Consider the following 25,621-nt stretch of genomic DNA (forward strand, 5'->3'; position numbering starts at 1 on the left):
TTTAATTTTGTATTTATAATTAACTGGAAAATGTCAAATAATAAAATATTAGATTTTTGTTAATCTAAAAAATTTAAATAATTATTTATGATATTATAAATTTATAAAAATTTATAATTTTATTAAATATCATAAATTATACATAATTATATTTATATATATCTAAAAATTTTTAAAATATATTAAAAATATTTTTAAATAATATTTTTTAGAATATTATATGTACATTAATATCAATAATTAATAGTATATTATATATTAAATTATTTTTAATAAATAAGTTTTTATAAAATATATTTTTGGAATATTAAATGAATAATTATGATATGAGTTCTAAAATAAATTTTTTAGATATAAATATTTTTTATATAGAAAAATTATATCAAAAATTTTTAATAGATCCTTATTCTATAGATGAATCATGGAAAAATTTTTTTCAAATATTTATAAATAACACAAATAGTAATTTTACAGATTATTTTAATAAAAAAAACATTAATAATAATTATATTCAAAATTTGTATTTAATAGAAAAAATAAATCAATTAATTAATAATTTCAGAATTTTAGGTCATTATTATTCTAATATAGATCCTTTAAAAATAAAGAAAAAAAAATTAAGTCATATTTTTAATTTAGAAAACTGTGGTTTTTCTAAAAAAAATTTAAATAAAAAATTTAAAATAAATCCTTTTCTAGAAAAAATTTCAATAACCAATATTTATCATTTTTTTAAAAATATATATTGTAATTCTATTGGAATAGAATATATGCATATATATGAAAATGAAAAAATTTGGATTCAAAATAAAATTGAAATAATAAAAAAAAATTTTTCTAATAATGAAAAAAAAGTATTTTTAGAAGAACTAATGTCTTCATTAATATTTGAAAAATTTATAAGTAAAAAATTTCCAGGAGGAAAAAGATTTTCTCTAGAAGGATGTGATGTTTTAATTCCAATACTGAAAGAAGTAATACGTTATTCTAGTAATAATAAATATAATATAACAGAAATAATATTAAGTATGGCTCATAGAGGTAGACTAAATGTTTTAATAAATATTATGGGTAAAAAAGCCGAAGATATTATAAATGAATTTAATAATATTATTACAAATAAATATCATTCAGATGATGTAAAATATCATTTGGGATACAATTGTAATATAAATATAAATAATAAAATTATTAAATTAAAATTAGCTTTTAATCCATCACATTTAGAAATCATTAATTCTGTTATTATGGGTATAACTAGAGCAAAAAATGATTTATCAAAAGAAAAAAAACAAAATAAAAAAATATTACCTATCAATATACATGGTGATTCTTCTATTGTAGGACAAGGAGTTATACAAGAAATTTTAAATATGTCTAATACAAGAGGATATAATATTAATGGAACTATTCATATTATTATTAATAATCAAATAGGATTTACAACTTCAAATATTAAAGATTCTAGATCTAGTTATTATTGTAGTGATATAGCAAAAATGATTCAGTCTCCTATTTTTCATGTAAATGCTGATAATATAGAAGATGTAATTTTTGTATTACGTGTAGCTATTGATTTTAGAAATAAATTCAATCGAGATGTTTTTATAGATTTAGTTTCTTATAGAAGATATGGACATAATGAATCTGATGATCCTTATATTACACAACCAATTATGTATAATATAATAAAAAACCATCCAACAATTCAAGAATTATATTCTTCTAAATTAATTAGAGATAAAATAATAAATAAACAATATTATTTAGATTTAGAAAAAAAATATTATAATTTACTTAATAATGGTGATTATCTAACAAAAACTTTTTTAATTAAAAAACATAATCATAAATTAATTAGTCAAAAGATTACTAATGAAGATTATCTAAAAAATTTAATTATTAAAATTAGTACTATTCCTAAAAATTTTAATGCTCATCCTAGAGTAGTAAAAATTTTTTCTGAGAGAATGAATATAGTAAATATAAAAAAAATTGATTGGGGAACAGCAGAAAATTTAGCCTATGCTCATATTTTAAATCATGGTATTTCATGTCGTTTAACTGGACAAGATGTAAAAAGAGGTACTTTTTCACATAGACATGCTGTTATATATGATCAATTGAATGGGAGTGCTTATTGTCCTTTAAAAAATATTAAATTAAATCAAGGAATATTTTATATTTACAATTCTGTTTTATCAGAAGAAGCTGTTTTAGGATTTGAATATGGTTATTCTATGAATTACTCAAATATATTAACAATTTGGGAAAGTCAATTTGGAGATTTTGCTAATGGAGCTCAAATTATTATAGATCAATTCATAAGTTCAGGAGAAAAAAAATGGAATTATAAATCTAATTTAATTCTTATGTTACCTCATGGTTATGATGGTCAAGGTCCTGAACATTCTTCTGCTAGAATAGAAAGATATTTACAATTAAGTGCAGAAAATAATATAAAAATTTGTATACCAACTAATTCATCACAAATATATCATTTATTATGTAAACAAGCATTCAATATAAATAAAAAACCACTTATTATTATTTCTCCAAAATCTCTTTTAAGATATAATTTGGCTAAATCTACTCTAAATGATTTAATAAATAAAAAATTTTTTTCTGTTATAGATGAAAACAACATTGATATTGATATCTTAAATATTCAACGTATTATTTTTTGTTCAGGAAAAATATATTATGATTTATTAAACTATAAAAATAATATAAAAAACAATAATATATTCATTATTAGAATTGAACAATTATATCCATTACCATTAAATAATTTAAGTAAAATTTTTAAAAAATATAAAACAATCAATAGTTTTATTTGGTGTCAAGAAGAACCTAAAAATCAAGGAGCTTGGAACTATATTCAGTATAATTTTCAAAAAAATTTTTTTTGTAAAATTAAATATATAGGTAGAACTGAATCTTCTTCGCCAGCTACAGGTTACTTATCTATTCATAAACAAGAACAACAACAAATATTATACTCAGCATTTAATACTAATAAAATTTTATGATAAATAAAATTTTAAAAAAATTAGGAAAATGTAATATATGAATATTATTAATATTATTGTTCCAGAATTACCAGAATCAGTTAATAATGCTATTATAGTTCAGTGGCATAAAAAACCCGGAGACAAAATATATCTTGATGATATTCTTGTAGAGTTAGAAACTGATAAGGTAGTATTAGAAATACCTGCTACTGCAAATGGTATTTTAAACAGTATTTTAGTGGATACTGGTAATATAGTAGAATCTCAACAAATTATAGGAACAATAAATTTAAAAAAAGATTTAGATAAAAATATTATATTAAATACAACAAATAATGAAAATAAAAAATTTAAAAAACAATTAAATAATTTTAAACAAAATAATTTTACAGATAAAAAAATTAATGATTTTAGTCCATCTATTCGTAAAAAAATTAAAACAAATAATATTACTATAGAACAAATAAATAATTTTAATAATTTAAATATAAATAAAATAAAAAATTTTCATAAAAAAGAAAAAAATAACTTATTAATTAATAATTATAAACGTGTTAAAATGACACCAATTAGAAAACATATTGCTAAAAGATTAATGGAATCAAAAAATAATTCTGTTATGTTAACTACTTTTAATGAAGTTAATATGCAAGAAATTATTAATATAAAACATAAATATAGTGAACTTTTTAAAAAAAAATATGAAATTAAACTAGGTTTGACCTCTTTTCATGTAAAAGCTGTTTCTCAAGCACTTAAATATTTTCCTAAACTTAATGCTTTTATAGATGGAGAAGATATCATTTATAATGATATATATAATATTAATATTGCATTATCTACAGAAAGAGGTTTATTAGCTCCTGTTATAAAAAACACCAACAATTTATCTTTAGTTGAAATTGAAAAAAAAATAAAAAAATTAGTTATTAAAGGAAACACAAATAAATTATCTGTTGATGATTTATCTAGTGGTAATTTTACAATTACTAATGGAGGAATTTTTGGTTCTCTTATGTCTACACCTATTATAAATCCTCCTCAAAGTGCTATATTAGGAATACATGCGATTAATAATCGACCATTTGTATTAAATAATAAAATCAGTATTGTACCAATAATGTATTTAGCATTATCATACGATCATCGTTTAATAGATGGAAAAGATTCAATAAAATTTTTGTTTTTAATAAAACAATTATTAGAAGATCCATTACGTTTATTATTAAATATTTAAATTAATCACATTTGTAATTAAAAATTTAATTTTAATATTATATAAATATATATAATTATATTAAATAAAAATTATTATAATTTTTATTATTAAATATGATTTTAAATTTAATTTAAGATAATATATATTATTATACAATTATATCGTATTCTACATAAATAATTTTATTATATAAATCAGATTAGTAGTTAAGGATTAATAATGTTAAATGTTATTGAATTATCAAGATTACAATTTGCATTAACAGCAATGTATCATTTTATATTTGTTCCTTTAACATTAGGTATGTCTTTTTTATTAGCTATTATGGAAACATTATATGTTTTATCTGGAAATATAATATATAAAGACATGACACAATTTTGGGGAAAATTATTTGGTATAAATTTTGCTTTAGGAGTAGCTACTGGATTAACAATGGAATTCCAATTCGGAACAAATTGGTCGTATTATTCTCATTATGTAGGAGATATTTTTGGAGCTCCATTAGCAATTGAAGGATTAATGGCTTTTTTTTTAGAATCAACTTTTGTTGGTTTATTTTTTTTAGGATGGCATCATTTAAACAAAATTCAACATATGGTTGTCACTTGGTTAGTAGCAATTGGTTCTAATTTTTCTGCTTTATGGATTCTTATAGCTAATGCATGGATGCAAAATCCAATAGCTTCTCATTTTAATTATAAAAATATGAGAATGGAAATGGATAATTTTTGGAATTTAATTTTTAATCCTGTAGCTCAAGTAAAATTTGTACATACTGTTTCAGCTGGATATACAACTGGAGCAATATTTATAATAGGTATTAGTGCTTATTATCTTTTAAAAAAAAGAGATATTATATTTGCAAAAAAATCAATAATTATTGCTTCTAGTTTTGGTTTAGCTTCTATTTTTTCTGTTATAGTTCTTGGTGATGAATCAGGATATCAAATGGGAGAAGTACAAAAAACCAAACTTGCAGCTATTGAAGCAGAATGGGAAACACAAAAACCACCAGCATCATTTACAATTATAGGTTTTCCTAATCAGAAACATCAATTGAATAAATATTCTATAGAAATTCCTTATGTATTAGGTTTAATAGCTACTAGATCTATGAATACTCCTATTTTGGGGATTAAAGATTTAATTAAAAATCATGAATTAAAAATTCATAATGGTTTAAAAGCATTAATTATTCTCGAAAAAATACAAAATGGTACAGCTAATGATAGTAATATAAATTATTTTAATCAAATTAAAAGAGATTTAGGATATGGTTTTTTAGTTAAACAATATACTAATGATATAAATCATATAAATATAAGTCAAATTAAAAAAATAGCTACAAATACTATTCCATTAGTAGCACCTCTGTTTTTTGCTTTTAGAATTATGGTTGCTTCTAGCATTATTTTGTTAATCACTATTATTTTAGTATTTATTAATATATTAAATAATAAATTAGTAAATAAAAAATATTTATTAAAATTTTGTTTATATATAATTCCATTACCTTGGATTGCATCTGAGTCAGGATGGTTTGTTTCAGAATATGGTAGACAACCGTGGGCAATAGGTGAAATATTACCTACATTTATGGCTGGGTCATCAATTAAAATGATAGATGTTTTATTTTCTATAATTATAATTCTTATTTTTTATACAATATTATTATTAATTGAGTTATATTTAATGTTTAAAATTTCTCGTATTGGACCTAGTAATTTAAATACTGGAAGATATTATTTTGAAAAAAAATTTTTTTCTAATCAATTATAATTTTTATATAAATAATTTATATAAAAATATATACTATAGTAGGTTATTTTAAATGTTAGATTATAATATTTTATGTATAATTTGGTGGTTTTTAATTGGAATATTAGTTATTGGTTTTCTTATTACTGATGGTTTAGATATGGGAGTAGGGATTTTATTATTTATAATAGGTAAAAACAATCTTGAAAGACGAATGATGATTAATAGTATTGCTCCTCACTGGGATGGTAATCAAGTTTGGTTAATAACAGTAGGAGGTGCATTATTTGCAGCTTGGCCTATTGTTTATGCTACACTTTTTTCTAGTTTTTACATAGTAATGATAATTATGTTATTGTCGTTATTTTTACGTCCTGTTGGTTTTGAATATCGTTCTAAAATAAAAAATAATAAATGGCAGAATATATGTGATATATTAATTTCTATAGGAAGTATTGTTCCACCTTTTATAATAGGAATAGCTATGGGAAATTTGTTAAAAGGTATTCCTTTTTATATTGATAAATATTTTTATATCCATTCTACATTAAATTTTTTAAATTTATTTAATATATTTAGTATAATAATTAGTATAACTAGTCTTACTATGTTTATTAATCAAGCATCTACTTATTTACAATTGAGGATAAATGATAAATATATTAGTTATAAAGCTTATATTATCACGCAAATATCATCAATAATATTAATTATTTTTTTTATATTATCTTTTATAAATACAATATTTTACATTAAAGGATATAAATTTAATTTATTAATTATAAATAATATTATGGATTTAAATAAAAAAGAAATTTTACATACATATGGTTCTTGGTTTTCTAATTTTCAAACACATCATTATTTATTAATAATACCATTAATATGTTTAATATTACCAATTGGTACAATAATATATTCACAATTTAAAAATAAAATAATGACTTTTATTTGTTCTTCATTGACTATAACATTTGTTGTATTTACTATAGGAATCACAATGTTTCCTTTTATTGTACCTTCTAGTATTATACCATCACATAGTCTTACTATGTGGAATGCAGCATCAAGTAAACTTACATTAAGTGTAATGTTATATGCAGCTATTATTTTTGTACCTATTGTTTTAAGTTATACTATTTGGTGTTATAAAAAAATGTTCTTTCTTATAACTAAAGAAGAAATTAAAAAAAATACAAATAATTATTATTAAATAATAATTACAATGGTGATTAATATGTGGTATTTTACATGGTTTGTAGGTGTTTTATTAGCATGTTTTTTTAGTATCATAATTTCACTTACTATAGAATATAAAGAAAAATAAAAAATAATATATATTTAATAAAATTATACAAAATATTAATATTTATTTTTAGATAGTTTTTTTTACATATAATAATATGTTATTATTTAAACATATATTTAATACTAATTATTATTAGTAATAATAAATTAAATATTTAGTTAAATAATAATATTTTTATATATAATATATTTAAATCAACTTTTTGAAAATAAAGAATGAATAATTCAAATAAATATAATGCTGATGCTATTGAAGTATTAGAAGGATTAGATCCTGTAAGACGTAGACCAGGAATGTATACAGATCTTACTAGACCTAATCATTTAGGTCAAGAAGTTATAGATAATAGTGTAGATGAAGCATTATCTGGTTATGCAAAAAAAATTGAAGTAATTTTATATAAAGACCAATCATTAGAAGTTATTGATGACGGTAGAGGAATGCCTGTTGATATACATCCTCAAGAAAAAATTCCAGCTGTTGAACTAATTTTGTGTCGTTTACATTCAGGAAGTAAATTTTCTAATAAAAATTATACTTTTTCTGGAGGATTACATGGAGTTGGAATTTCTGTAGTTAATGCATTATCTAAAAAAATGAAAGTTACTATATTTCGTCATGGTAAAGTTTATACTATAATTTTTAAAAACGGTTATAAAACTCAAGACCTTCAAGTAATAAATAATACCAAAATAATAAATACTGGTACAAAAATAAGATTTTGGCCTAATAAATGTTTTTTTGATCATTCTACATTTTTAGTTTCTAGTTTAATAAATTTATTAAAAGCTAAAGCTGTGTTATGTCCCGGATTACAAGTATCTTTTAAAAATAAAAATACACAGGATAATTATCATTGGCATTATAAAGATGGTTTATCTGATTATTTAATCAATTCTATAAACAATTTTAACACTATACCAAATATTCCATTTAAAGGTGAATATTATAATGATAAACAACATATAAATTGGGCTTTATTTTGGGTTTTAGAAAATCATCATTTTATTACAGAAAGCTATGTTAATTTGATTCCAACAACATATGGAGGAACTCATGTTAATGGGTTGCGTTTAGGTTTATTAGATGCTATGCGTAACTTTTGTCATTTTCATAATATTTTACCTAGAAATGTAAAATTATTAGGAGAAGATATTTGGATCCATTGTTCTTATGTATTGTCTATAAAAATTCAAGATCCACAATTCACAGGACAAACTAAAGAAAGATTATCTTCACGGCAATGTACAATATTTGTTTCTAATATAATTAGAGATTCTTTTATTTTATGGTTAAATCAAAATATTGAAATTGCTACTCATTTAGCTAATATGGTAATTTCTAATGCACAAAAACGTATTAGAGAATCAAAAAAACTAGTTAAAAAAAAAAATAATATTAGTTCTATATTACCTGGTAAATTAGCTGATTGTATAATTCATAACTCTAAAAATACAGAACTTTTTTTAGTAGAAGGAGATTCTGCAGGAGGTTCAGCTAAACAAGCTCGAGATAAATATTATCAAGCAGTAATGCCTTTAAAAGGAAAAATTTTAAATACATGGGAAATTAATTCTGAAGAAATTTTATCTTCTCAAGAAATATATGATATTTCTCTTGCAATAGGTATTTATCCTAATAATAAAGATCTTAAAAAATTAAGATATAATAAAATTTGTATTTTAGCTGATGCTGATTCTGATGGATTACACATTGCTACATTATTATGTGCTTTATTTATTCGTCATTTTTTTCCATTAGTAAAAGAAGGACATATTTATGTTGCCATGCCTCCTTTATATCGTATAGATTTAGGTAAAGAAATATTTTATGCTTTAGATGAAAATGAAAAAACTACTATTTTAAATAAATTAAAAAATAAAAAAAATAATATTAATGTTCAAAGATTTAAAGGATTAGGTGAAATGAATCCTATTCAATTACGAGAAACAACATTAAATCCTGTTAGTAGAAGATTAGTGCAATTAATAATTAATAATACTGATACAGAAATAAAAAAATCATTATCTATTATGGATATGTTACTTTCTAAAAAAAGAGCTGAAGATCGTCGTAAATGGTTACAAAAAAAAGGTGATATTTCTAATATATAGATTTGAAAAAATATTTATTAATTGATAAAAAATTATATATATTGATATATCATATAATGATTAATTAACTAATTAAATTATTTAAAAAATATTATTTTCTATGTCAAAATATTAATTTCAGTTTAAAATAGATATTTTATCTTAATATATAGTTATTGAATATATTAATTATATTACAAACTTTTACAATTACATAAAAAATTTATTTTTATAATTATATAACTATTTGATTAATTTAATTAAATATAACTTTTTACATTATTTATTAATACTTTTACCAAAAGATTTAATATATATTTATATAATTTTATTAAAATAAGGAATAATACACCATGTCAGATAATTTATATAATGACGTGGATCCAATTGAAACTAATGATTGGATACAATCCATAGTATCTGTTATAAAAGAAGAAGGTATTGAAAGAGCTGAATTTTTATTAAAAAAATTAATAATACATACTAATAAATATGGAGTAATGTTAAAAACAAAAAATAATAATTATATTAATACTATTTCATCAAAAAAAGAACCTATATATCCTGGAGATATTCTTTTAGAGAAAAAAATAAGATCTTTTGTTCGTTGGAACGCAATTATGATGGTGTTAAAAGCTTCAAAAAAAGATTTAGATTTAGGAGGACATATTTCATCTTTTCAATCTTCAGCACATATTTATGAAGTTTGTTTTAATCATTTTTTTCGAGCATCAACTAAAAATAGTTGTGGAGATTTAATTTATTTTCAAGGACATATTTCTCCAGGAATTTATTCTAGAGCTTTTATTGAAGGTAGATTAAATACAAATAATCTTAATAATTTTCGTCAAGAAACATTAGGTGAAGGTCTTTCCTCATATCCACATCCTAAATTAATGCCTAATTTTTGGCAATTTCCTACCGTATCTATGGGATTAGGTCCTATAGCAGCAATATATCAAGCAAAATTTTTAAAATATCTTGAAAATAGAAAATTAAAAAATACATCTAAACAAAAAATTTATGCGTTTATAGGTGATGGTGAAATGGATGAACCTGAATCTAAAGGTGCTATTAATATAGCAGTTCGTGAAAAGTTAGATAATTTAATTTTTGTTGTAAATTGTAATTTGCAACGTTTAGACGGTCCAGTCTATGGTAATGGTAAAATTATCAACGAATTAGAAAATATTTTCTATGGTGCTGGATGGGAAGTAATAAAAGTTATTTGGGGTCATAATTGGGATTTATTATTTAAAAAAGATAAGACTGGAAAACTAATTCAATTAATGAATGAAACTATTGATGGAGATTACCAAAATTTTAAATCTAAAAAAGGTGATTATATAAGAAAAAATTTTTTTGGAAAATATAAACAAACATTAGATCTTGTAAAAGATATGACTGATACAGAGATAGAACAATTAAATTATGGTGGACATGATTCTAAAAAAATTTATGCTGCGTTTAAAAAAGCATATCACATTAAAAATAAACCTATAATAATATTAATACATACGATTAAAGGATATGGTCTTGGTAATATAGCAGAAAGTAAAAATATAGCACATCAAATAAAAAAAATAGATTTTAACACAATTAAATATATTAGAAATCGTTTAAATATACCAATTAATGATGTAGATTTACATTTTTTACCTTACCTTTCTTTTGAAAAAGATTCTAAAGAATATCAATATATTCATCATCAAAGAAAAAAATTAGGAGGATATCTTCCTTCTAGAAGAAGAAATTTTAGTGAAAAATTAAAATTACCATCTTTATCTGATTTTAGTTTTTTATTCAAAAAACAAGAACAAAAAATATCTACTACTATAGTTTTTATAAGAATATTAAATATTATGCTAAGAAATAATTCTATTAAAAATAGAATAGTACCTATTATTGCTGATGAAGCACGTACATTTGGTATGGAAGGTTTATTTAGGCAAATAGGAATTTACAATTCTAATGGTTTAAATTATATTCCTCAAGATATAGAATTATTAGCTTATTATAAAGAAGATAAAAAAGGACAAATTTTACAAGAAGGTATAAATGAATCAGGAGCATTTGCTTCTTGGTTAGCAGCGGCTACATCTTATTCTACTAATAATTTTCCTATGATACCTTTTTATATCTATTATTCTATGTTTGGTTTTCAAAGAATAGGTGATTTTTGTTGGGCTGCAGGAGATCAGCAAGCTAGAGGTTTTTTAATAGGAGCAACTTCTGGTAGAACTACATTAAATGGTGAAGGATTACAACATGAAGATGGACATAGTCATATTTATTCCTTAACAATTCCTAATTGTATTTCGTATGATCCTGCATATGCTTATGAAATAGCTATAATTATACATAGTGGATTACAAAGAATGTATGGTGAAAAACAAGAAAATATATATTATTATATAACTACTACAAACGAAAATTATTATATGCCTGAATTGATTCTTAATTCTAATATTGAATATGGTGTTTGTAAAGGAATTTATAAATTAAAAACAATAAAAGGATACATAACAGTTCAATTATTAGGATCAGGGTCAATATTACGCCATATTATTAAAGCTGGAGAAATATTATATAACGAATATAATATAGGATCTAATATTTTTAGTGTAACTTCTTTTACAGAATTAGCTAGAGATGGTCAAGATTGTGATAGATGGAATATGTTGCATCCATCAGAAAAAAATCGTGTACCATATATTACAAGTATTATGAATAATGAACCAACAGTTGCTGCTACTGATTACATGAAACTTTTTGCAGAACAAGTTCGTAAATATATACCATCAAATAATTATATTGTTTTAGGAACAGATGGATTTGGTCGTTCTGATAGTCGTAAAAATTTACGTGATTTTTTTGAAATTAATAAATTATATATTGTTTTAGCAACATTAAATATGTTAGTTGAATTAAATTTAATTAATAAAAAATTAGTTCTAAATTTCATTAAAAAATATAATATTAACGTTAATAAGAATAATCCTAGAATATCATAAAAAGGAAAACATTAATATGAAAATAAAATTACCAGACATAGGAATTGAAGAAATGAAGGTTACTGATATTCTAGTAAAAAAAGGAGATAAAATACATAAAGAAGACTCTATTATTGTTATAGAAGGAGAAAAAACTTCTATGGAAATACCTTCTACAGAAAATGGTATTATAACAAATATAAAAGTATCAATTGGAGATATAGTACATACTGGTTCTATAATCTTAGAATTAAATAATAATATTTCAACAATAAATAATTATACTAATATTATTTCTGATGACGTTAAAGACAAAATTTCTGATATTTATTTAATAAATAAAATAATTGTACCTAATATTGATTATGATGGGTCTATGAAAATAATTAAAATTTTTGTAAAAAAAGGAGATAAAGTTTATAAAAATAATCCATTAGTAACATTAGAAAATAATAAAAATAATTTTAATATAATTTCATTATACGATGGCTTTATAAAAAAAATAATAATTAAAATAGGTGATGATGTTAAATCTGGTGATAATATCATGTTAATATCTACTATTGCATCAGAAAATATAAAAAAAGATAATATAAATGTAAATTCTCTATTAAATATAAATAATATTATTACAAATAACAGTATACATGCTTCACCTTCTGTAAGAAAAATAGCAAGAAAATTAAATATTAATTTACTAAATGTAATTGGTAGTGGTAATAAAAAAAGAATTTTAAAAGAAGATTTATTAAAATATATTTCAATAAATAATAATCAAAAAAACATAAGCAATATTTCTCTTTCATTTACTTCTGATTTCTTTCAAAAATTTGGTAAAATAGAACAAAAAGAAATGAATCAAATTCAAAAAATGTCAGCTAAAAATCTAACTAAAAATTGGAAAAATATTCCTCATGTTACTCAGCATATTGAAGCAGATATAACTGTACTAGAATCATTTCGTATTCAAAAAAATAATGAATTAAATAAAAAAAATAAAAATATTAAAATTACATTATTAAGTTTTTTAATTAAAATATGTGCAAATGCTTTAAAAAAATATCCTATATTTAATTCCTCTTTATTAGATAATAAAAAAATAATTTTAAAAAAATATTATAATATAGGTATAGCTATAAACACTGATAAAGGATTATTAGTACCTGTTATATTTGACTTAATGAATAAAAATATTATTGATATATCTAGAGAATTAGTTTTATTATCTAATAAAGCTAAATCAGGAAAATTAATTCCTAGTGATATGCAAGGTGGATGTTTTACATTATCTAATTTAGGTAATAAAACTGGTAGTTTTTTTACTCCTATAATTAATTCACCTGAAATAGCGATTTTAGGAATTTCTCAAGCTAATATTAAACCTTTTTGGAATGGGAAAAAATTTATTCCTCATCTTTTATTACCATTATCTTTATCATATGATCATAGAGTTATAAATGGTGTTGAAGCTATTATTTTTTTAAATTATATTTGTGATTTAATATCAGATATTAGAAATTTATTAATGTAGTAAAAAGTACAATAAAATAGTAAATTTATTAGTAATTAATTATAGAGATAATTATGAGTATAAAAATTAAAACTTCAGTAGTTGTAATAGGAGGAGGACCTTCAGGATATTCTGCTGCATTTCGTTGTAGTGATTTAGGTATGAAAACTATAATAGTAGAAAATTACCTAAGTTTAGGAGGTGTATGTTTAAATGTAGGATGTATACCTTCTAAAACATTACTACATATAGCAAAATTAATAAAAGAAAATAATAATTTTTTTAGTAAAGGTATATTAAATAATGTTCCTAATGTAAATATAGAAAAAATTATTTTATGGAAAGATCAAATAATAAAAAAATTATCTAATGGATTAAATTTTCTTGCACGTTCCAGAAAAATAAATATTATTAATGGAATTGGTAAATTTAAAACACCAAATATTCTTGATGTAAAAAATGATAATGATCATTATCAAATAGAATTTAAACATGCTATTATTGCTACAGGATCTAAACCTATAAAATTACCATTTATTCCTTATAATGATAATCGAATATGGACTTCTACAGATGCTTTATTATTAAAACAAATTCCTAAAAAAATATTAATTTTAGGAGGAGGTATTATTGGTTTAGAAATGGCAACTATTTATCATTCTTTAGGTACTGAAATTAATATTATTGAAATGTCTAATGAAATATTACCATCAGTTGATAATGATATTATGCAGATTTATAATAATAATATAAAAAATAAATTTAATATTATGTTAAATACAAAAGTTGTATCTATAGATAATAAAAAAAATTTATTACAAGTTTATATGACTGATGACAATAATAAATCTATTTTTTCTAAAAAATATGATATTATTTTAACAGCTATAGGAAGAAAACCAAACTCAAATATTATTAATAATAATTCATTTAACATTAAAATTAATAATAATGGATTTATTGAAGTTGATAATCAAATGAGAACTAATATTTCTCATATATATGCTATTGGAGATGTTATAGGTTATCCTATGTTAGCTCATAAAGGAATTCATGAAGGTCATTTAGTAGCAGAGATTATCTCTGGTAAAAATCATTTTTTTATTCCAAAAGTAATACCTTCTATTGCATATACTGATCCAGAAATAGGTTGGGTAGGTATAACAGAAAAAGATGCAAAAATAAAAAATATAAATTATGGTGTCTCATCTTTGCCATGGAATACTTTAGGTAGAGGATTATGTTCTAATGCAGAAAATGGTTTAACAAAATTAATTTTTAATAAAAATACTAATAAAATTATAGGTGGTTCAGTTATTGGATATAATGCTGGAGAATTATTAGGAGAAATTAGTTTAGCCATAGAAATGGGATGTGATGCAGAAGATATATCATTGACTATACATGCTCATCCAACATTTTATGAGTCAATAGGAATAACTACAGAAATATTTTTAGGATTAGCAACAGATATATTAAATAAATAATATTTTTAAAAAATTATATCAATAAGATTATTTTAATACTTTATGAAAATGGGAAGTAATTAAATATATTAATTACTCTCCATTAATATTTGTATATAAATTTTAATTTTTTAATAAAATATCTTTAATAATTTTATAATAAATTTTACTTAGTAAATAAAGATCGTTAATTTTTACACATTCATTTATTTTATGAATAGTAGAATTTATAAGTCCTAATTCAATTATTTGTGCCTTACTTTTTATAATAAAACGTGCATCAGATGTACCACCATCATTAAAAATTGTCGGATAAATATTATTTATTAATTTAATATTTTTTTTCACAATATTCATTAAATTTTTTTTATTTAAATTATTTGTCTGGGGTAAACTTAAAAAAGGTAATCCACTAATATTCCATTTAATATTAAAATATTTAATATGTTTTTGAATAATTTTATTAAAAATATCTAAAATTTTTTTATAATGAATTTCATTATTAAATCTAAAATTAAATTTTAATAAAATGTTATTAGGAATTATATTATTAATATTACTTTTAATTGATGATAACATATGTGTAATTTGCATACTAGTTTTTGGAAAAAATTTATTTCCTTTATCCCATTGAACTAATAATAATTCATTTAAAGCAGGAACTATTTGATGAATAGGATTATTTGCCAATTTATGATAAGCAACATGACCTTGAATACCTTTAACAATTAATTCAATATTTAATGAACCTCTTCTTCCGTTTTTTATATTATCTCCTAATATTTTATTACTTGTTGGTTCTCCTATTATAAAATAATCTAATTTTTCGTTTCTATCTATTAATTTATTAATAACTTTTTTAGTTCCATTAGCTGCTGTACTTTCTTCATCAGAAGTAATTAAAAAAGCTAAACGACCATTATAATAATTAGAATATTTATTAAAAAATTCTTTAGCTGCCATAATCATGGCAGCTAAAGCTCCTTTCATATCAATAGAACCACGACCATATAATATATTATTTTTAATGATAGCTTGAAATGGATCAGATTTCCATTTTGTTATATCTCCTGGTGGTACAACATCTGTGTGACCTGCAAAAATTAATGTATCAACTATATTAATATTTGCATTATTATGACAATATGCCCAAAAATTTTTAGTATCTTTTATATTAAAAATTTCTATACTAAAATTTAGTTCATCTAAATAATTTATTAAAATATCTTGACATCCTGCATCATAAGGACTAATTGAAGGACAATTAATTAATTTTTTTGTTAATGTTACTATTTGATTTAACATATTTTTATTATTTTAAACTATATTAATTAAATAATTATTATTAAAAATAAAATTATCATTTTAAACAAATTTTATTTTGTAAAGCTAATAACCATACTTCTTCGATTTTTTTTACAGGAAAAATCTTTAAATCTGTAATAATATTTTTAGGTATATCTTCTAAATTACGTTTATTTTTTTCAGGAATTAAAACAGTATGTACTCCTCCCCTATGGGCAGCTAATAATTTTTCTTTTAATCCACCTATTGGTAAAACTTGTCCTCTTAATGTAATCTCTCCTGTCATAGCTATATTAGCTTTTACAGGATTATTAGTTAAACATGATATAAGTGCTATACATATTGCAATTCCAGCACTAGGTCCATCTTTAGGAGTTGCTCCTTCTGGTACATGAACATGTATATCTAATTTTTTATAAAATTCATTATTTATACCTAACATTTGTGCTCTTGATCTTACTACGGTAAGTGCTGCTTGTATAGATTCTTGCATTACTTCACCTAAAGAACCTGTATATGTTAATTTTCCTTTACCGACCATGCAAGCAGTTTCAATAGTTAATAAATCACCTCCAGATTCTGTCCATGCTAATCCTGTTACTTGTCCAATAAGATTTTCATTTTCTGATTTACCATAATCAAATCTTTTTACTCCTAAATATTTTTTTAAATTTGAATTATCTATTATAATAGATTTAATATGTTTTTCTATTAAAATAGTTTTAACTGCTTTTCTACATAAAGTAGATAATTCACGTTCTAAACTACGAACTCCTGACTCTCTAGTATAAAATCTAATTATATCTATAATAGCTGTATTATGTATTTTTAATTCATTTTTCTTTAATGCATTTCTATGAAATTGTTTTGGTAATAAATATTTTTGCGCTATATTTAATTTTTCATCTTCAGTATATCCAGATAATCTAATAACTTCCATTCTATCTAATAATGGAGATGGGATATTAATAGCTGAATTAGAAGTAGCTACAAACATAACATCAGACAAATCATAATCAACCTCAAGATAATGATCATTAAAAGAAATGTTTTGTTCGGGATCTAATACTTCTAATAGTGCTGAAGCAGGATCACCTCTCATATCATACGATATTTTATCTATTTCATCTAATAAAAGTAGAGGATTTTTAACACCAATTCTAGATATTTTTTGAATAATTTTACCAGGCATAGAACCTATATATGTACGTCTGTGTCCTCTTATTTCACCTTCATCACGAATTCCACCTAATGCCATTCTAATAAATTTTCTTCCGGTAGTTTTAGCAATAGATTTACCTAATGATGTTTTACCTACTCCAGGCGGACCAACTAAACATAAAATAGGACCTCTTATTTTATTTGATCTATTATGTACTGCTAAATATTCTAAAATACGTTCTTTTACATTTTCTAATCCAAAATGATCAGCATCTAACATCATCTTTGCTTTAGATAAATCTTTTTTTAATCTACTTTTAGTATTCCATGGTATTTGTACTAACCATTCTATATAACCTCTAACTACTGTTGCTTCTGCGGACATTGGAGACATCATTTTTAATTTTTGTAATTCAGAATCAGCTTTTTCTTTGGCTTCACTTGGCATTTTAGCTAACTCTATTTTTTTTTTTAATATTTCATTTTCATCAAGATTATTATCCATTTCACCTAATTCTTTTTGAATAGCTTTAATTTGTTCATTTAAATAATATTCTCTTTGACTTTTCTCCATTTGTTTTTTTACTCTATTACGGATTTTTTTTTCAACTTGTAATAAATCAATTTCTGATTCCATAATAGCCATAAGATATTCTAATCTTTCACTAATATTAGACATTTCTAAAATTAATTGTTTATCTTTTAATTTTAAAGGCATATGTGAAGCAATAGTATCTGCTAATTTTGCTGCATTATTTATATTATTTAATGATGTTAATACTTCTGGAGGTATTTTTTTATTTAATTTAATATAACTTTCAAATTGATTAATAGCTGTTCTTACTAAAATTTTTTGTTCTTTTTCTTCAATATTTGGAGAAATGATATAAACAGCTTTAGCAGTAAAATAATTACTATTATCAGTAAGAGTAATTATATGAGCTCTTTGTAATCCTTCTACTAATATTTTTACAGTACCATCTGGTAATTTTAACATTTGTAAAATAGAAGTAATGGTACCAACAGAAAATAAATCATCAATGCTCGGGTCATCATTAGATGCATCTTTTTGTGCAACTAACATAATTTTTTTATCATTATCCATAGCAGATGATAAACATCGGATAGATTTTTCTCTACCAATAAATAAAGGAATGACCATATGAGGATATACTACAACATCACGTAATGGCAACACAGGTATTACAATACGTTCTGAATGTTCAGAATTCATAGAGATTTCTCTTTATTTTAATAAAAAATATCAATTTAATTTTAAAACATTGAATAATATTTATTAAATAAATATTATTTTATTTATAATAAATCATTTAAATATTATTTTTATATTGAATAATTGGTTCAGATGAATCATTAATTACTGCACTATTAATTATAACTTTTTTTATATTATTTAATGATGGTATATCATACATTATATTTAATAATTTTTTTTCTATTACAGATCTTAATCCACGAGCACCAATATTTAATAATATTGCTTTTTTTGCAATAGCATGAATCGCATCATTTTGAAATTCTAATTTTATATTTTCATATTCAAATAAAGCTTGATATTGTTTAGTTAAAGCGTTTTTAGGTTCTAATAAAATTTTTATTAATCCATCTTTATCTATTTTTTCTAATGGAACGATAATTGGTAATCTACCTATAAATTCAGGAATTAATCCAAATTTAATTAAATCATCTGGATTAGCTTTTATAAATGATTGAAGTTTATTTTTTTTACAATTTTTTAATTTAATATTAAAACCAATTTTATTAGAAATATTTAATCTATCAGATATAATTTTATCTAAACCGTAAAATGATCCAGCACAAATAAATAATATATCTTTTGTATCTACTTGAATAAATTCTTCTTGAGGATGTTTTCTACCTCCTTTTGGTGGTACTGAAGATATTGTACCTTCAATTAATTTTAATAAAGATTGTTGTACTCCTTCACCAGAAACATCTCTAGTTATAGAAAGATTTTCTGATTTTTTTGATATTTTATCAATTTCATCAATATATATTATTCCTTTTTGTGCTTTTATTATATCATAATTAGATTTTTGTAATAATTTTTGAATAATATTTTCAACATCTTCACCAACATATCCTGCTTCTGTTAAAGTAGTAGCATCAGTTATAGCAAAAGGAACATCTAAAAATTTTGCTAATGTTTTAGCTAAAAGAGTTTTACCACATCCAGTAGGTCCTAATAATAAAATATTACTTTTTTCTATTTCTATATTTTTATTATTACTATATAATCTTTTATAATGATTATAAACTGCTACTGAAAGTATTTTTTTTGCTATTGTTTGATTTATAACATAATTATTTAAATAATTAAAAATTTCATGTGGTGTAGGTAATTTTTTATTATTATGTAAATAAATATTATTATTTTGATTATTAAACTCTTCTTGAAGCATGTTATTACATAAAAAAATACATTTATCACAAATATAAACAGAATTTCCAGATATTAATTTATTAACTTCATTTTGATATTTTCCACAAAAAGAACAACATAAAAAATTATTTAATTTCTCTTTGTTATTTACCATTAAATACCTCATTTATAAATAAACAGTAAAATTTATATTTTATTAATAATATTAATCTTATTTATGACTAGATATAATATTATCTATAAGACCATATTTTACTGCTTCTTCAGCAGATAAAAATCTATCTCTATCAGTATCTTTTTCAATAAGATCAATTGATTGACCAGTATGAAATGACATTAGTTTATTTATATGTTTTTTAATTCTCAAAATTTCTTGAGTATGAATTTCAATATCTGTTGCCTGTCCTTGATAACTACCTATTGGTTGATGTATCATCATTCTTGCATTAGGTAGACAAAATCTTTTATTTTTTTTACCTGATGAGAGTAAAAAAGCAGCCATTGAACATGCTTGTCCTATACATATAGTACTAATATCTGGTTTTACAAATTGTATTGTATCATATATTGACATTCCTGATGTTATAGTACCTCCTGGACTATTTATATAAAGATATATATCTTTATTAGAATTTTCTGATTCTAAAAACAATATTTGAGCAACTATTAAGTTAGCCATATTATCTTCAATATTTCCTATAAGAAAAATAATTCTTTCTTTTAATAATCTAGAAAAAATATCGTAAGATCTTTCTCCTCGAGAAGTTTGTTCAATAACCATTGGAATCATATTTAATTTATTTTTAATAAAATTTTTTTTATTTTTTGTGTATAACATTATTTATCCTTTATTTCTGTATAAATTTATTTTTTTATATAAAATAATTATATATATTTCATTTAATAATTATATATTAAGCATTAATTTTATTTTAAATTTATATTTGAATATTCATTTTTTATATTTTTATAACTATATTGAATTTTATTTATTAACATTGTTTTTAAAATTACTTGAATTGCTTGATGTTCTAATATTGAATTATACAATCTTTGTGTTAAATTTTTATTTGTTAAATAATATTTAATTATTTTTTGTAATTGAGTATTATCATAAAAATATGTATAACAAGATAATTCTTCATAGATAAAATTAGTTATTAAATTTTTATTAAGTTGAATTTTAAAATCAGTAATAATTTTGTTTATTAACATTTTTACTAAAGTATATTTTTTAGCTTTTTCATATAAAACATTTAAATTTAATGTACTAAATTTATCTTTATTTTTTTTGTATATATTATTAATATAATTAAATTCTGAATTTACTAAACATGATGGTAATTTAATTTTTTTATGTAAATTAACTAAAATATCTATTATTTTGTATTTAATAATACAACGAATCATTTTATCTGTTTTAAATTGTAATTGATTTTTAACTATTTTATATAAATCTTCAAAAGTAAAATTAGTAATAGCATTAGAATTAAATGTATTTTGTTTATTTGTAAATAAAGTTTTATGATTTTCTACTTTTTTAATTAATATAGAAAAAATTTGTTGTGTTCCAACTAATTTTTTATCAGGATAATTATTAGAGATTAATACTTTAATATTAAATTTATCTCCACTTTTTTTTCCAATAAGACTTTGTTCTATATTAGGTATTAATTTCCATTTATTAGATAAAAATAATTTGATATTAGTAAAGATTTTTTTTTTCTTATTATTAATATAAATAAATATATCAATAATTACTCTATCTGATATATTAGCTATTTGATTTTTTTTATCTGTCCATATAGTTTTTTTATTATAAAATTTATAAATGTAATGATTAATATCATTAATATCAATTTTCACTATTGGTATATCTATTTTTAAATTATTTAATTTTAATAAATCAAATTTAGGATAAATTTGGAATGTTACAATAAAAGTAAAATCTTTATTTATTTCATATTTATCAAAATTATATTTAGGAATACCTATTATATTTATTTTTTTAAATTGAATTTCTTTTAAAAATCTTTTTTCCATTAAATTATTTAATACATTTAATTGTACTGATTTTTTATAAAGATTATTAATAATATTTAAAGGTGCTTTCCCTTTGCGAAATCCTTTAATAATTTTATTTTTTGATAAATATTTTAATTCTTTTTGAATAATATTTTCTATATTTTTACTATCAAGTTTAAGAATAATCTTATTATTTATATCTTGTAATTCTAAATCGTACATAATTTTATAACCTTATATACATATTATATTTAATAATTTATATTAAATATTTTTTGAAAATTAAATTTTTTTTTATTAATATTTTAATTGTTCAAAAAAATAGGTATTGTGTATTTTAATTTTTTCCATTCTGTAATAGTGTAAGTACATAATGATAATGAATGAATATTATTTAATTCTTTAGTTAAAACACTATATACAAATCTATGGCGAGTAATAAAACGTTGATTAATAAAATTATCACTTACTATAATAATTTTAAAATTTCTTTTAATATTATTTAAATAATTATTTTTATAATTAATTTTTAAATATACAGGATTAAATATAATTTTTAATTTATTTTCTATTTGTGTTTTAAACATAATTTTTACTTTGTTAAATTAAATTTAATATGGATTAAAATATATTAATATTTTTTAATGCAAAAAAATATTAATAATAAGTTTATTATATTTATGAAAATTTAAATAAAAAATTAATAATTTTTTATTTAAATAAATGTATTTTACTAAATATAAAAAATATAAATCTAATATTTTTTCATTTCAGAAATAACAAATTTTATTGTAGTAGAATTTCCCACTAATATGTTTTGTGAATATTTATAATTACAATTACCTATAAAATCTGTTATCAATCCTCCTGATTCTTTTATAATAAGTTCACCAGCAACAAATTTATCAAAATTAGTAATATTATTACTTATATAACAATTAATTCTATTAGCAGCTAAATATGCTAAATCTAAAGATAAAGAACCACTAATACGAAAATATAATAAATTATCTATAAATAATTTAATTAAATTGATGTTTATATTTTTTTTAAAAGTTAAATTTTTATTTAAAGCAAATAATATATTACCATTTAAATAGTCATTAATACGTAATCTATAACCATTTAATTGAGCATCTTGTCCTCTAATAGCTGTAAACAAATCATTTTTTAATGGATCATAAATTAATGATATTTCAGTTTTATCCTTTGTACAAATAGCAATAGAAGTAGCAAAATGAGGTAATTTATTTATAAAATTTATAATTCCATCTAAAGGATTTATAATCCATTTAGTTTTTTTATATTGAATAATAAAAATTCCTTGTTTATTAACAATAATAATTTTTTTTGAATATATATCATAAAATTTTTGTAAAATAATATTTTTTATACTTTTATTTATTTTTTGCATAAAAACATCAATATTTATTTTTTTATTAAAAATTTTAGTTGTTTGTATCTCATAATTTTTAATAATAATATTACCAATTTCACGAATTATACGTATAGCAATATTAAGCATAGGACGCATATATAGTTCTCATTAAGTATTAGTATATAAATTAAATAATATTTTAAATATATATTTAAAATTTATTAAACACACAGTATTGTATTTTTTTATAAAAAGTTATTTATATATAATATATTGTAATTTTTTTCAAAAGATATTATAAAATATCTTTTATCAATAATAAATTTAATTAATTTTTATGTTTAAAATTACTAGTGCAGCAGAAAAATATCTTTATTATTTATTATCTTTTAAGAAAAATAAACAAATTAGAATTAGAATTTTAATAAATGAGAATAATTCTTTTACAGGAAATGTTTATTTTTGTGATAAAAAAGAAATAAAAGATACTGATTTTGAAATTAAATTAAAAAATTTTTCTATATTTATCAAAAAAAATAATCTTAAATTATTACAAAAATTAAAATTAGATTTAATTAATGATAATTTAAGTAAAAAATTATTATTTACAATAACACAAAATAATATTAATAAAAATAATAAAAATTTAATTTTTTTAAAAGAAAAAATTACTTTATTTTTAAAAGAAAAAATTAATCCTAAACTATTAAACCATGGTGGTTATGTAATTTTAAAAAAAATTACTTTAGATTATTTATTAATGTTAGAATTTTATGGAGGTTGTAGAGGTTGTTCTATGATTAATAATACTTTTAAATATTGGATTGAAAAAGAATTATTAAATAATTTTAGTGAAGTAAAAGGTATTTTAGATGTTACGAAACATGATATTAATAAGTTTTCTTATTATTAATAAATAATTTGATTATGATAAATTTATATTAAAATATAAATTTTATATATAAAAATATATTCTTACTATTTATTTATGATAAATATTTAGCTTTTTATATATAAATATATTAAAATATATATAAAAAGGAAAAAATATGCCAGTAATAGTTCCAGAAAAACTACCTGCTATTGATTTTTTAAAAAAAGAAAATATAATTTTATTAACTAAACCTAAAAATTATAAAAAAATATTTTGTTCAAAAAAAATTATTATTTTAAATCTTATGTTTAAAAAAATAAATACGGAAAATCAACTTATTAGATTATTATCGCATTCTCCTTTATTAATCAATTTATCTTTTTTAAGTATAAATGATTGTCAATCTAATAATATATCTTCTATAAAACATACAAAAAAATTTTATTTTACTCTAGAAGAAATTTATAATGAATATTTTGATGGATTAATTATTACTGGTGCTCCTTTAGGACTAATCGATTTTTCTCAAATTAGATATTGGAAAAAATTTATAAAAATAATAACATGGGCAAAAAATCACGTACATTCTATTTTATCTATATGTTGGTCAGTACAAGCAATATTAAATATATTATATGATATTCCAAAAAAAAATAATAAATTTAAATTATCAGGAATATTTAAACATAAAATTTTATTTAAAAATAATCTTTTAACAAAAGGATTTGATGATTATTTTTTTGTTCCACATTCTAGATATGCTAATTTTTCTATAGATATAATAAAAAATTATACAGATTTAAATATTTTATCTGTGTCTAAAAAAGCAGGAGCTTATTTACTAACTAGTAATAATAAAAAATACACTTTTATAACCGGTCATCCAGAATATGATGCTGAAACTATAGCTGAAGAATATAAATATGATTCCAATATTAATTTAAAACCTTTAATTCCATTTAACTATTTTCCTAATGATGATATTTTATTAGTTCCTAAAGTTAATTGGAGAAGTCATGGTAATTTATTATTTTCTAATTGGTTACATTATTTTGTTTGTTAAAATATTTATATTTTAATTATTTATC

The 25,621-nt window shown here is 20.6% G+C and carries 18 protein-coding genes; 11 read left to right on the top strand and 7 right to left on the bottom strand.

The annotated features are described in order from the left end of the window. Window positions 1–311 precede the first annotated feature (311 nt). From GJT81_RS01100 to lpdA, 9 genes are all read left to right on the top strand, one after another. On the top strand, window positions 312–3,032 hold the full coding sequence (locus tag GJT81_RS01100) for a 2-oxoglutarate dehydrogenase E1 component (RefSeq protein ID WP_169785503.1): 2,721 nt from the start codon (window positions 312–314) through the stop codon (window positions 3,030–3,032). A 37-nt stretch (window positions 3,033–3,069) separates the two neighbouring features. Further along, window positions 3,070–4,251: a 2-oxoglutarate dehydrogenase complex dihydrolipoyllysine-residue succinyltransferase gene (gene odhB / locus GJT81_RS01105; protein WP_169785504.1), complete on the top strand. Its 1,182-nt coding sequence runs from the start codon at window positions 3,070–3,072 to the stop codon at window positions 4,249–4,251. 201 nt (window positions 4,252–4,452) lie between these two features. Continuing rightward, window positions 4,453–6,015, top strand: a complete 1,563-nt coding sequence (locus tag GJT81_RS01110; protein WP_169785505.1) for a cytochrome ubiquinol oxidase subunit I — start codon at window positions 4,453–4,455, stop codon at window positions 6,013–6,015. 52 nt (window positions 6,016–6,067) lie between these two features. Beyond that, window positions 6,068–7,207 (top strand): cytochrome d ubiquinol oxidase subunit II, encoded by a 1,140-nt coding sequence (gene cydB, locus GJT81_RS01115; protein ID WP_169785506.1) that lies wholly within the window; start codon window positions 6,068–6,070, stop codon window positions 7,205–7,207. A gap of 12 nt (window positions 7,208–7,219) precedes the next feature. Next, window positions 7,220–7,321, top strand: coding sequence for a cytochrome bd-I oxidase subunit CydX (gene cydX, locus GJT81_RS01120; protein WP_425591448.1), 102 nt, complete (start codon window positions 7,220–7,222; stop codon window positions 7,319–7,321). Window positions 7,322–7,518: 197 nt separating this feature from the next. Further along, window positions 7,519–9,417, top strand: a complete 1,899-nt coding sequence (gene parE, locus GJT81_RS01125; RefSeq protein ID WP_169785508.1) for a DNA topoisomerase IV subunit B — start codon at window positions 7,519–7,521, stop codon at window positions 9,415–9,417. A gap of 332 nt (window positions 9,418–9,749) precedes the next feature. After that, on the top strand, window positions 9,750–12,410 hold the full coding sequence (gene aceE / locus GJT81_RS01130) for a pyruvate dehydrogenase (acetyl-transferring), homodimeric type (protein ID WP_169785509.1): 2,661 nt from the start codon (window positions 9,750–9,752) through the stop codon (window positions 12,408–12,410). 16 nt (window positions 12,411–12,426) lie between these two features. Then, window positions 12,427–13,920: a 2-oxo acid dehydrogenase subunit E2 gene (locus tag GJT81_RS01135; protein ID WP_247645447.1), complete on the top strand. Its 1,494-nt coding sequence runs from the start codon at window positions 12,427–12,429 to the stop codon at window positions 13,918–13,920. A 53-nt stretch (window positions 13,921–13,973) separates the two neighbouring features. Beyond that, a complete protein-coding gene (gene lpdA, locus GJT81_RS01140) occupies window positions 13,974–15,386 on the top strand; it encodes a dihydrolipoyl dehydrogenase (protein ID WP_169785510.1) in 1,413 nt (470 codons plus the stop codon). A 102-nt stretch (window positions 15,387–15,488) separates the two neighbouring features. Here lpdA and dapE read toward each other — a convergent pair whose 3' ends face one another. The 7 genes from dapE to GJT81_RS01175 form a co-directional block, all read right to left on the bottom strand. Beyond that, window positions 15,489–16,670, bottom strand: a complete 1,182-nt coding sequence (dapE, locus tag GJT81_RS01145) for a succinyl-diaminopimelate desuccinylase (RefSeq protein WP_169785511.1) — start codon at window positions 16,668–16,670, stop codon at window positions 15,489–15,491. Between the two features lie 55 nt (window positions 16,671–16,725). Then, on the bottom strand, window positions 16,726–19,065 hold the full coding sequence (gene lon / locus GJT81_RS01150) for an endopeptidase La (protein ID WP_169785512.1): 2,340 nt from the start codon (window positions 19,063–19,065) through the stop codon (window positions 16,726–16,728). Between the two features lie 97 nt (window positions 19,066–19,162). Next, the gene (gene clpX / locus GJT81_RS01155) at window positions 19,163–20,410 is read right to left on the bottom strand and encodes an ATP-dependent Clp protease ATP-binding subunit ClpX (protein WP_169785513.1); all 1,248 of its coding nucleotides are present in this window, start codon (window positions 20,408–20,410) and stop codon (window positions 19,163–19,165) included. 57 nt (window positions 20,411–20,467) lie between these two features. Beyond that, on the bottom strand, window positions 20,468–21,094 hold the full coding sequence (gene clpP, locus GJT81_RS01160; RefSeq protein ID WP_169785514.1) for an ATP-dependent Clp endopeptidase proteolytic subunit ClpP: 627 nt from the start codon (window positions 21,092–21,094) through the stop codon (window positions 20,468–20,470). Between the two features lie 89 nt (window positions 21,095–21,183). Then, window positions 21,184–22,503 (bottom strand): trigger factor, encoded by a 1,320-nt coding sequence (gene tig, locus GJT81_RS01165; RefSeq protein ID WP_169785515.1) that lies wholly within the window; start codon window positions 22,501–22,503, stop codon window positions 21,184–21,186. Between the two features lie 83 nt (window positions 22,504–22,586). Continuing rightward, window positions 22,587–22,868 carry a BolA/IbaG family iron-sulfur metabolism protein gene (locus GJT81_RS01170; RefSeq protein WP_169785516.1) on the bottom strand — a complete coding sequence of 94 codons (282 nt, stop codon included), beginning with the start codon at window positions 22,866–22,868 and terminating at the stop codon, window positions 22,587–22,589. A 167-nt stretch (window positions 22,869–23,035) separates the two neighbouring features. Next, window positions 23,036–23,815 (bottom strand): inositol monophosphatase family protein, encoded by a 780-nt coding sequence (locus tag GJT81_RS01175; RefSeq protein ID WP_169785517.1) that lies wholly within the window; start codon window positions 23,813–23,815, stop codon window positions 23,036–23,038. Window positions 23,816–23,996: 181 nt separating this feature from the next. On the opposite strand from GJT81_RS01175, the gene GJT81_RS01180 reads away from it, so the two are divergent. Next, entirely contained in the window at window positions 23,997–24,572 is a 576-nt protein-coding gene (locus tag GJT81_RS01180; RefSeq protein ID WP_169785518.1) for a NifU family protein, read from the top strand. A 136-nt stretch (window positions 24,573–24,708) separates the two neighbouring features. Next, window positions 24,709–25,596, top strand: coding sequence for a homoserine O-succinyltransferase (locus GJT81_RS01185; protein ID WP_169785519.1), 888 nt, complete (start codon window positions 24,709–24,711; stop codon window positions 25,594–25,596). The last annotated feature ends 25 nt before the right edge of the window (window positions 25,597–25,621 follow it).

This window comes from Enterobacteriaceae endosymbiont of Plateumaris consimilis (assembly GCF_012563145.1).
GTDB lineage: Bacteria > Pseudomonadota > Gammaproteobacteria > Enterobacterales > Enterobacteriaceae.

What these genes read in the sequence shown, in the direction of transcription:
- GJT81_RS01175 (WP_169785517.1), bottom strand. Translation starts at nt 23,815, where the DNA reads ATGCGTCCTATGCTTAATATTGCTATACGTATAATTCGTGAAATTGGT.
- GJT81_RS01135 (WP_247645447.1), top strand. Translation starts at nt 12,427, where the DNA reads ATGAAAATAAAATTACCAGACATAGGAATTGAAGAAATGAAGGTTACT.
- parE (WP_169785508.1), top strand. Translation starts at nt 7,519, where the DNA reads ATGAATAATTCAAATAAATATAATGCTGATGCTATTGAAGTATTAGAA.
- dapE (WP_169785511.1), bottom strand. Translation starts at nt 16,670, where the DNA reads ATGTTAAATCAAATAGTAACATTAACAAAAAAATTAATTAATTGTCCT.
- GJT81_RS01170 (WP_169785516.1), bottom strand. Translation starts at nt 22,868, where the DNA reads ATGTTTAAAACACAAATAGAAAATAAATTAAAAATTATATTTAATCCT.
- lpdA (WP_169785510.1), top strand. Translation starts at nt 13,974, where the DNA reads ATGAGTATAAAAATTAAAACTTCAGTAGTTGTAATAGGAGGAGGACCT.
- GJT81_RS01100 (WP_169785503.1), top strand. Translation starts at nt 312, where the DNA reads ATGAATAATTATGATATGAGTTCTAAAATAAATTTTTTAGATATAAAT.
- cydX (WP_425591448.1), top strand. Translation starts at nt 7,220, where the DNA reads ATGGTGATTAATATGTGGTATTTTACATGGTTTGTAGGTGTTTTATTA.
- odhB (WP_169785504.1), top strand. Translation starts at nt 3,070, where the DNA reads ATGAATATTATTAATATTATTGTTCCAGAATTACCAGAATCAGTTAAT.
- clpP (WP_169785514.1), bottom strand. Translation starts at nt 21,094, where the DNA reads ATGTTATACACAAAAAATAAAAAAAATTTTATTAAAAATAAATTAAAT.
- aceE (WP_169785509.1), top strand. Translation starts at nt 9,750, where the DNA reads ATGTCAGATAATTTATATAATGACGTGGATCCAATTGAAACTAATGAT.
- GJT81_RS01185 (WP_169785519.1), top strand. Translation starts at nt 24,709, where the DNA reads ATGCCAGTAATAGTTCCAGAAAAACTACCTGCTATTGATTTTTTAAAA.
- GJT81_RS01110 (WP_169785505.1), top strand. Translation starts at nt 4,453, where the DNA reads ATGTTAAATGTTATTGAATTATCAAGATTACAATTTGCATTAACAGCA.
- tig (WP_169785515.1), bottom strand. Translation starts at nt 22,503, where the DNA reads ATGTACGATTTAGAATTACAAGATATAAATAATAAGATTATTCTTAAA.
- cydB (WP_169785506.1), top strand. Translation starts at nt 6,068, where the DNA reads ATGTTAGATTATAATATTTTATGTATAATTTGGTGGTTTTTAATTGGA.
- GJT81_RS01180 (WP_169785518.1), top strand. Translation starts at nt 23,997, where the DNA reads ATGTTTAAAATTACTAGTGCAGCAGAAAAATATCTTTATTATTTATTA.
- lon (WP_169785512.1), bottom strand. Translation starts at nt 19,065, where the DNA reads ATGAATTCTGAACATTCAGAACGTATTGTAATACCTGTGTTGCCATTA.
- clpX (WP_169785513.1), bottom strand. Translation starts at nt 20,410, where the DNA reads ATGGTAAATAACAAAGAGAAATTAAATAATTTTTTATGTTGTTCTTTT.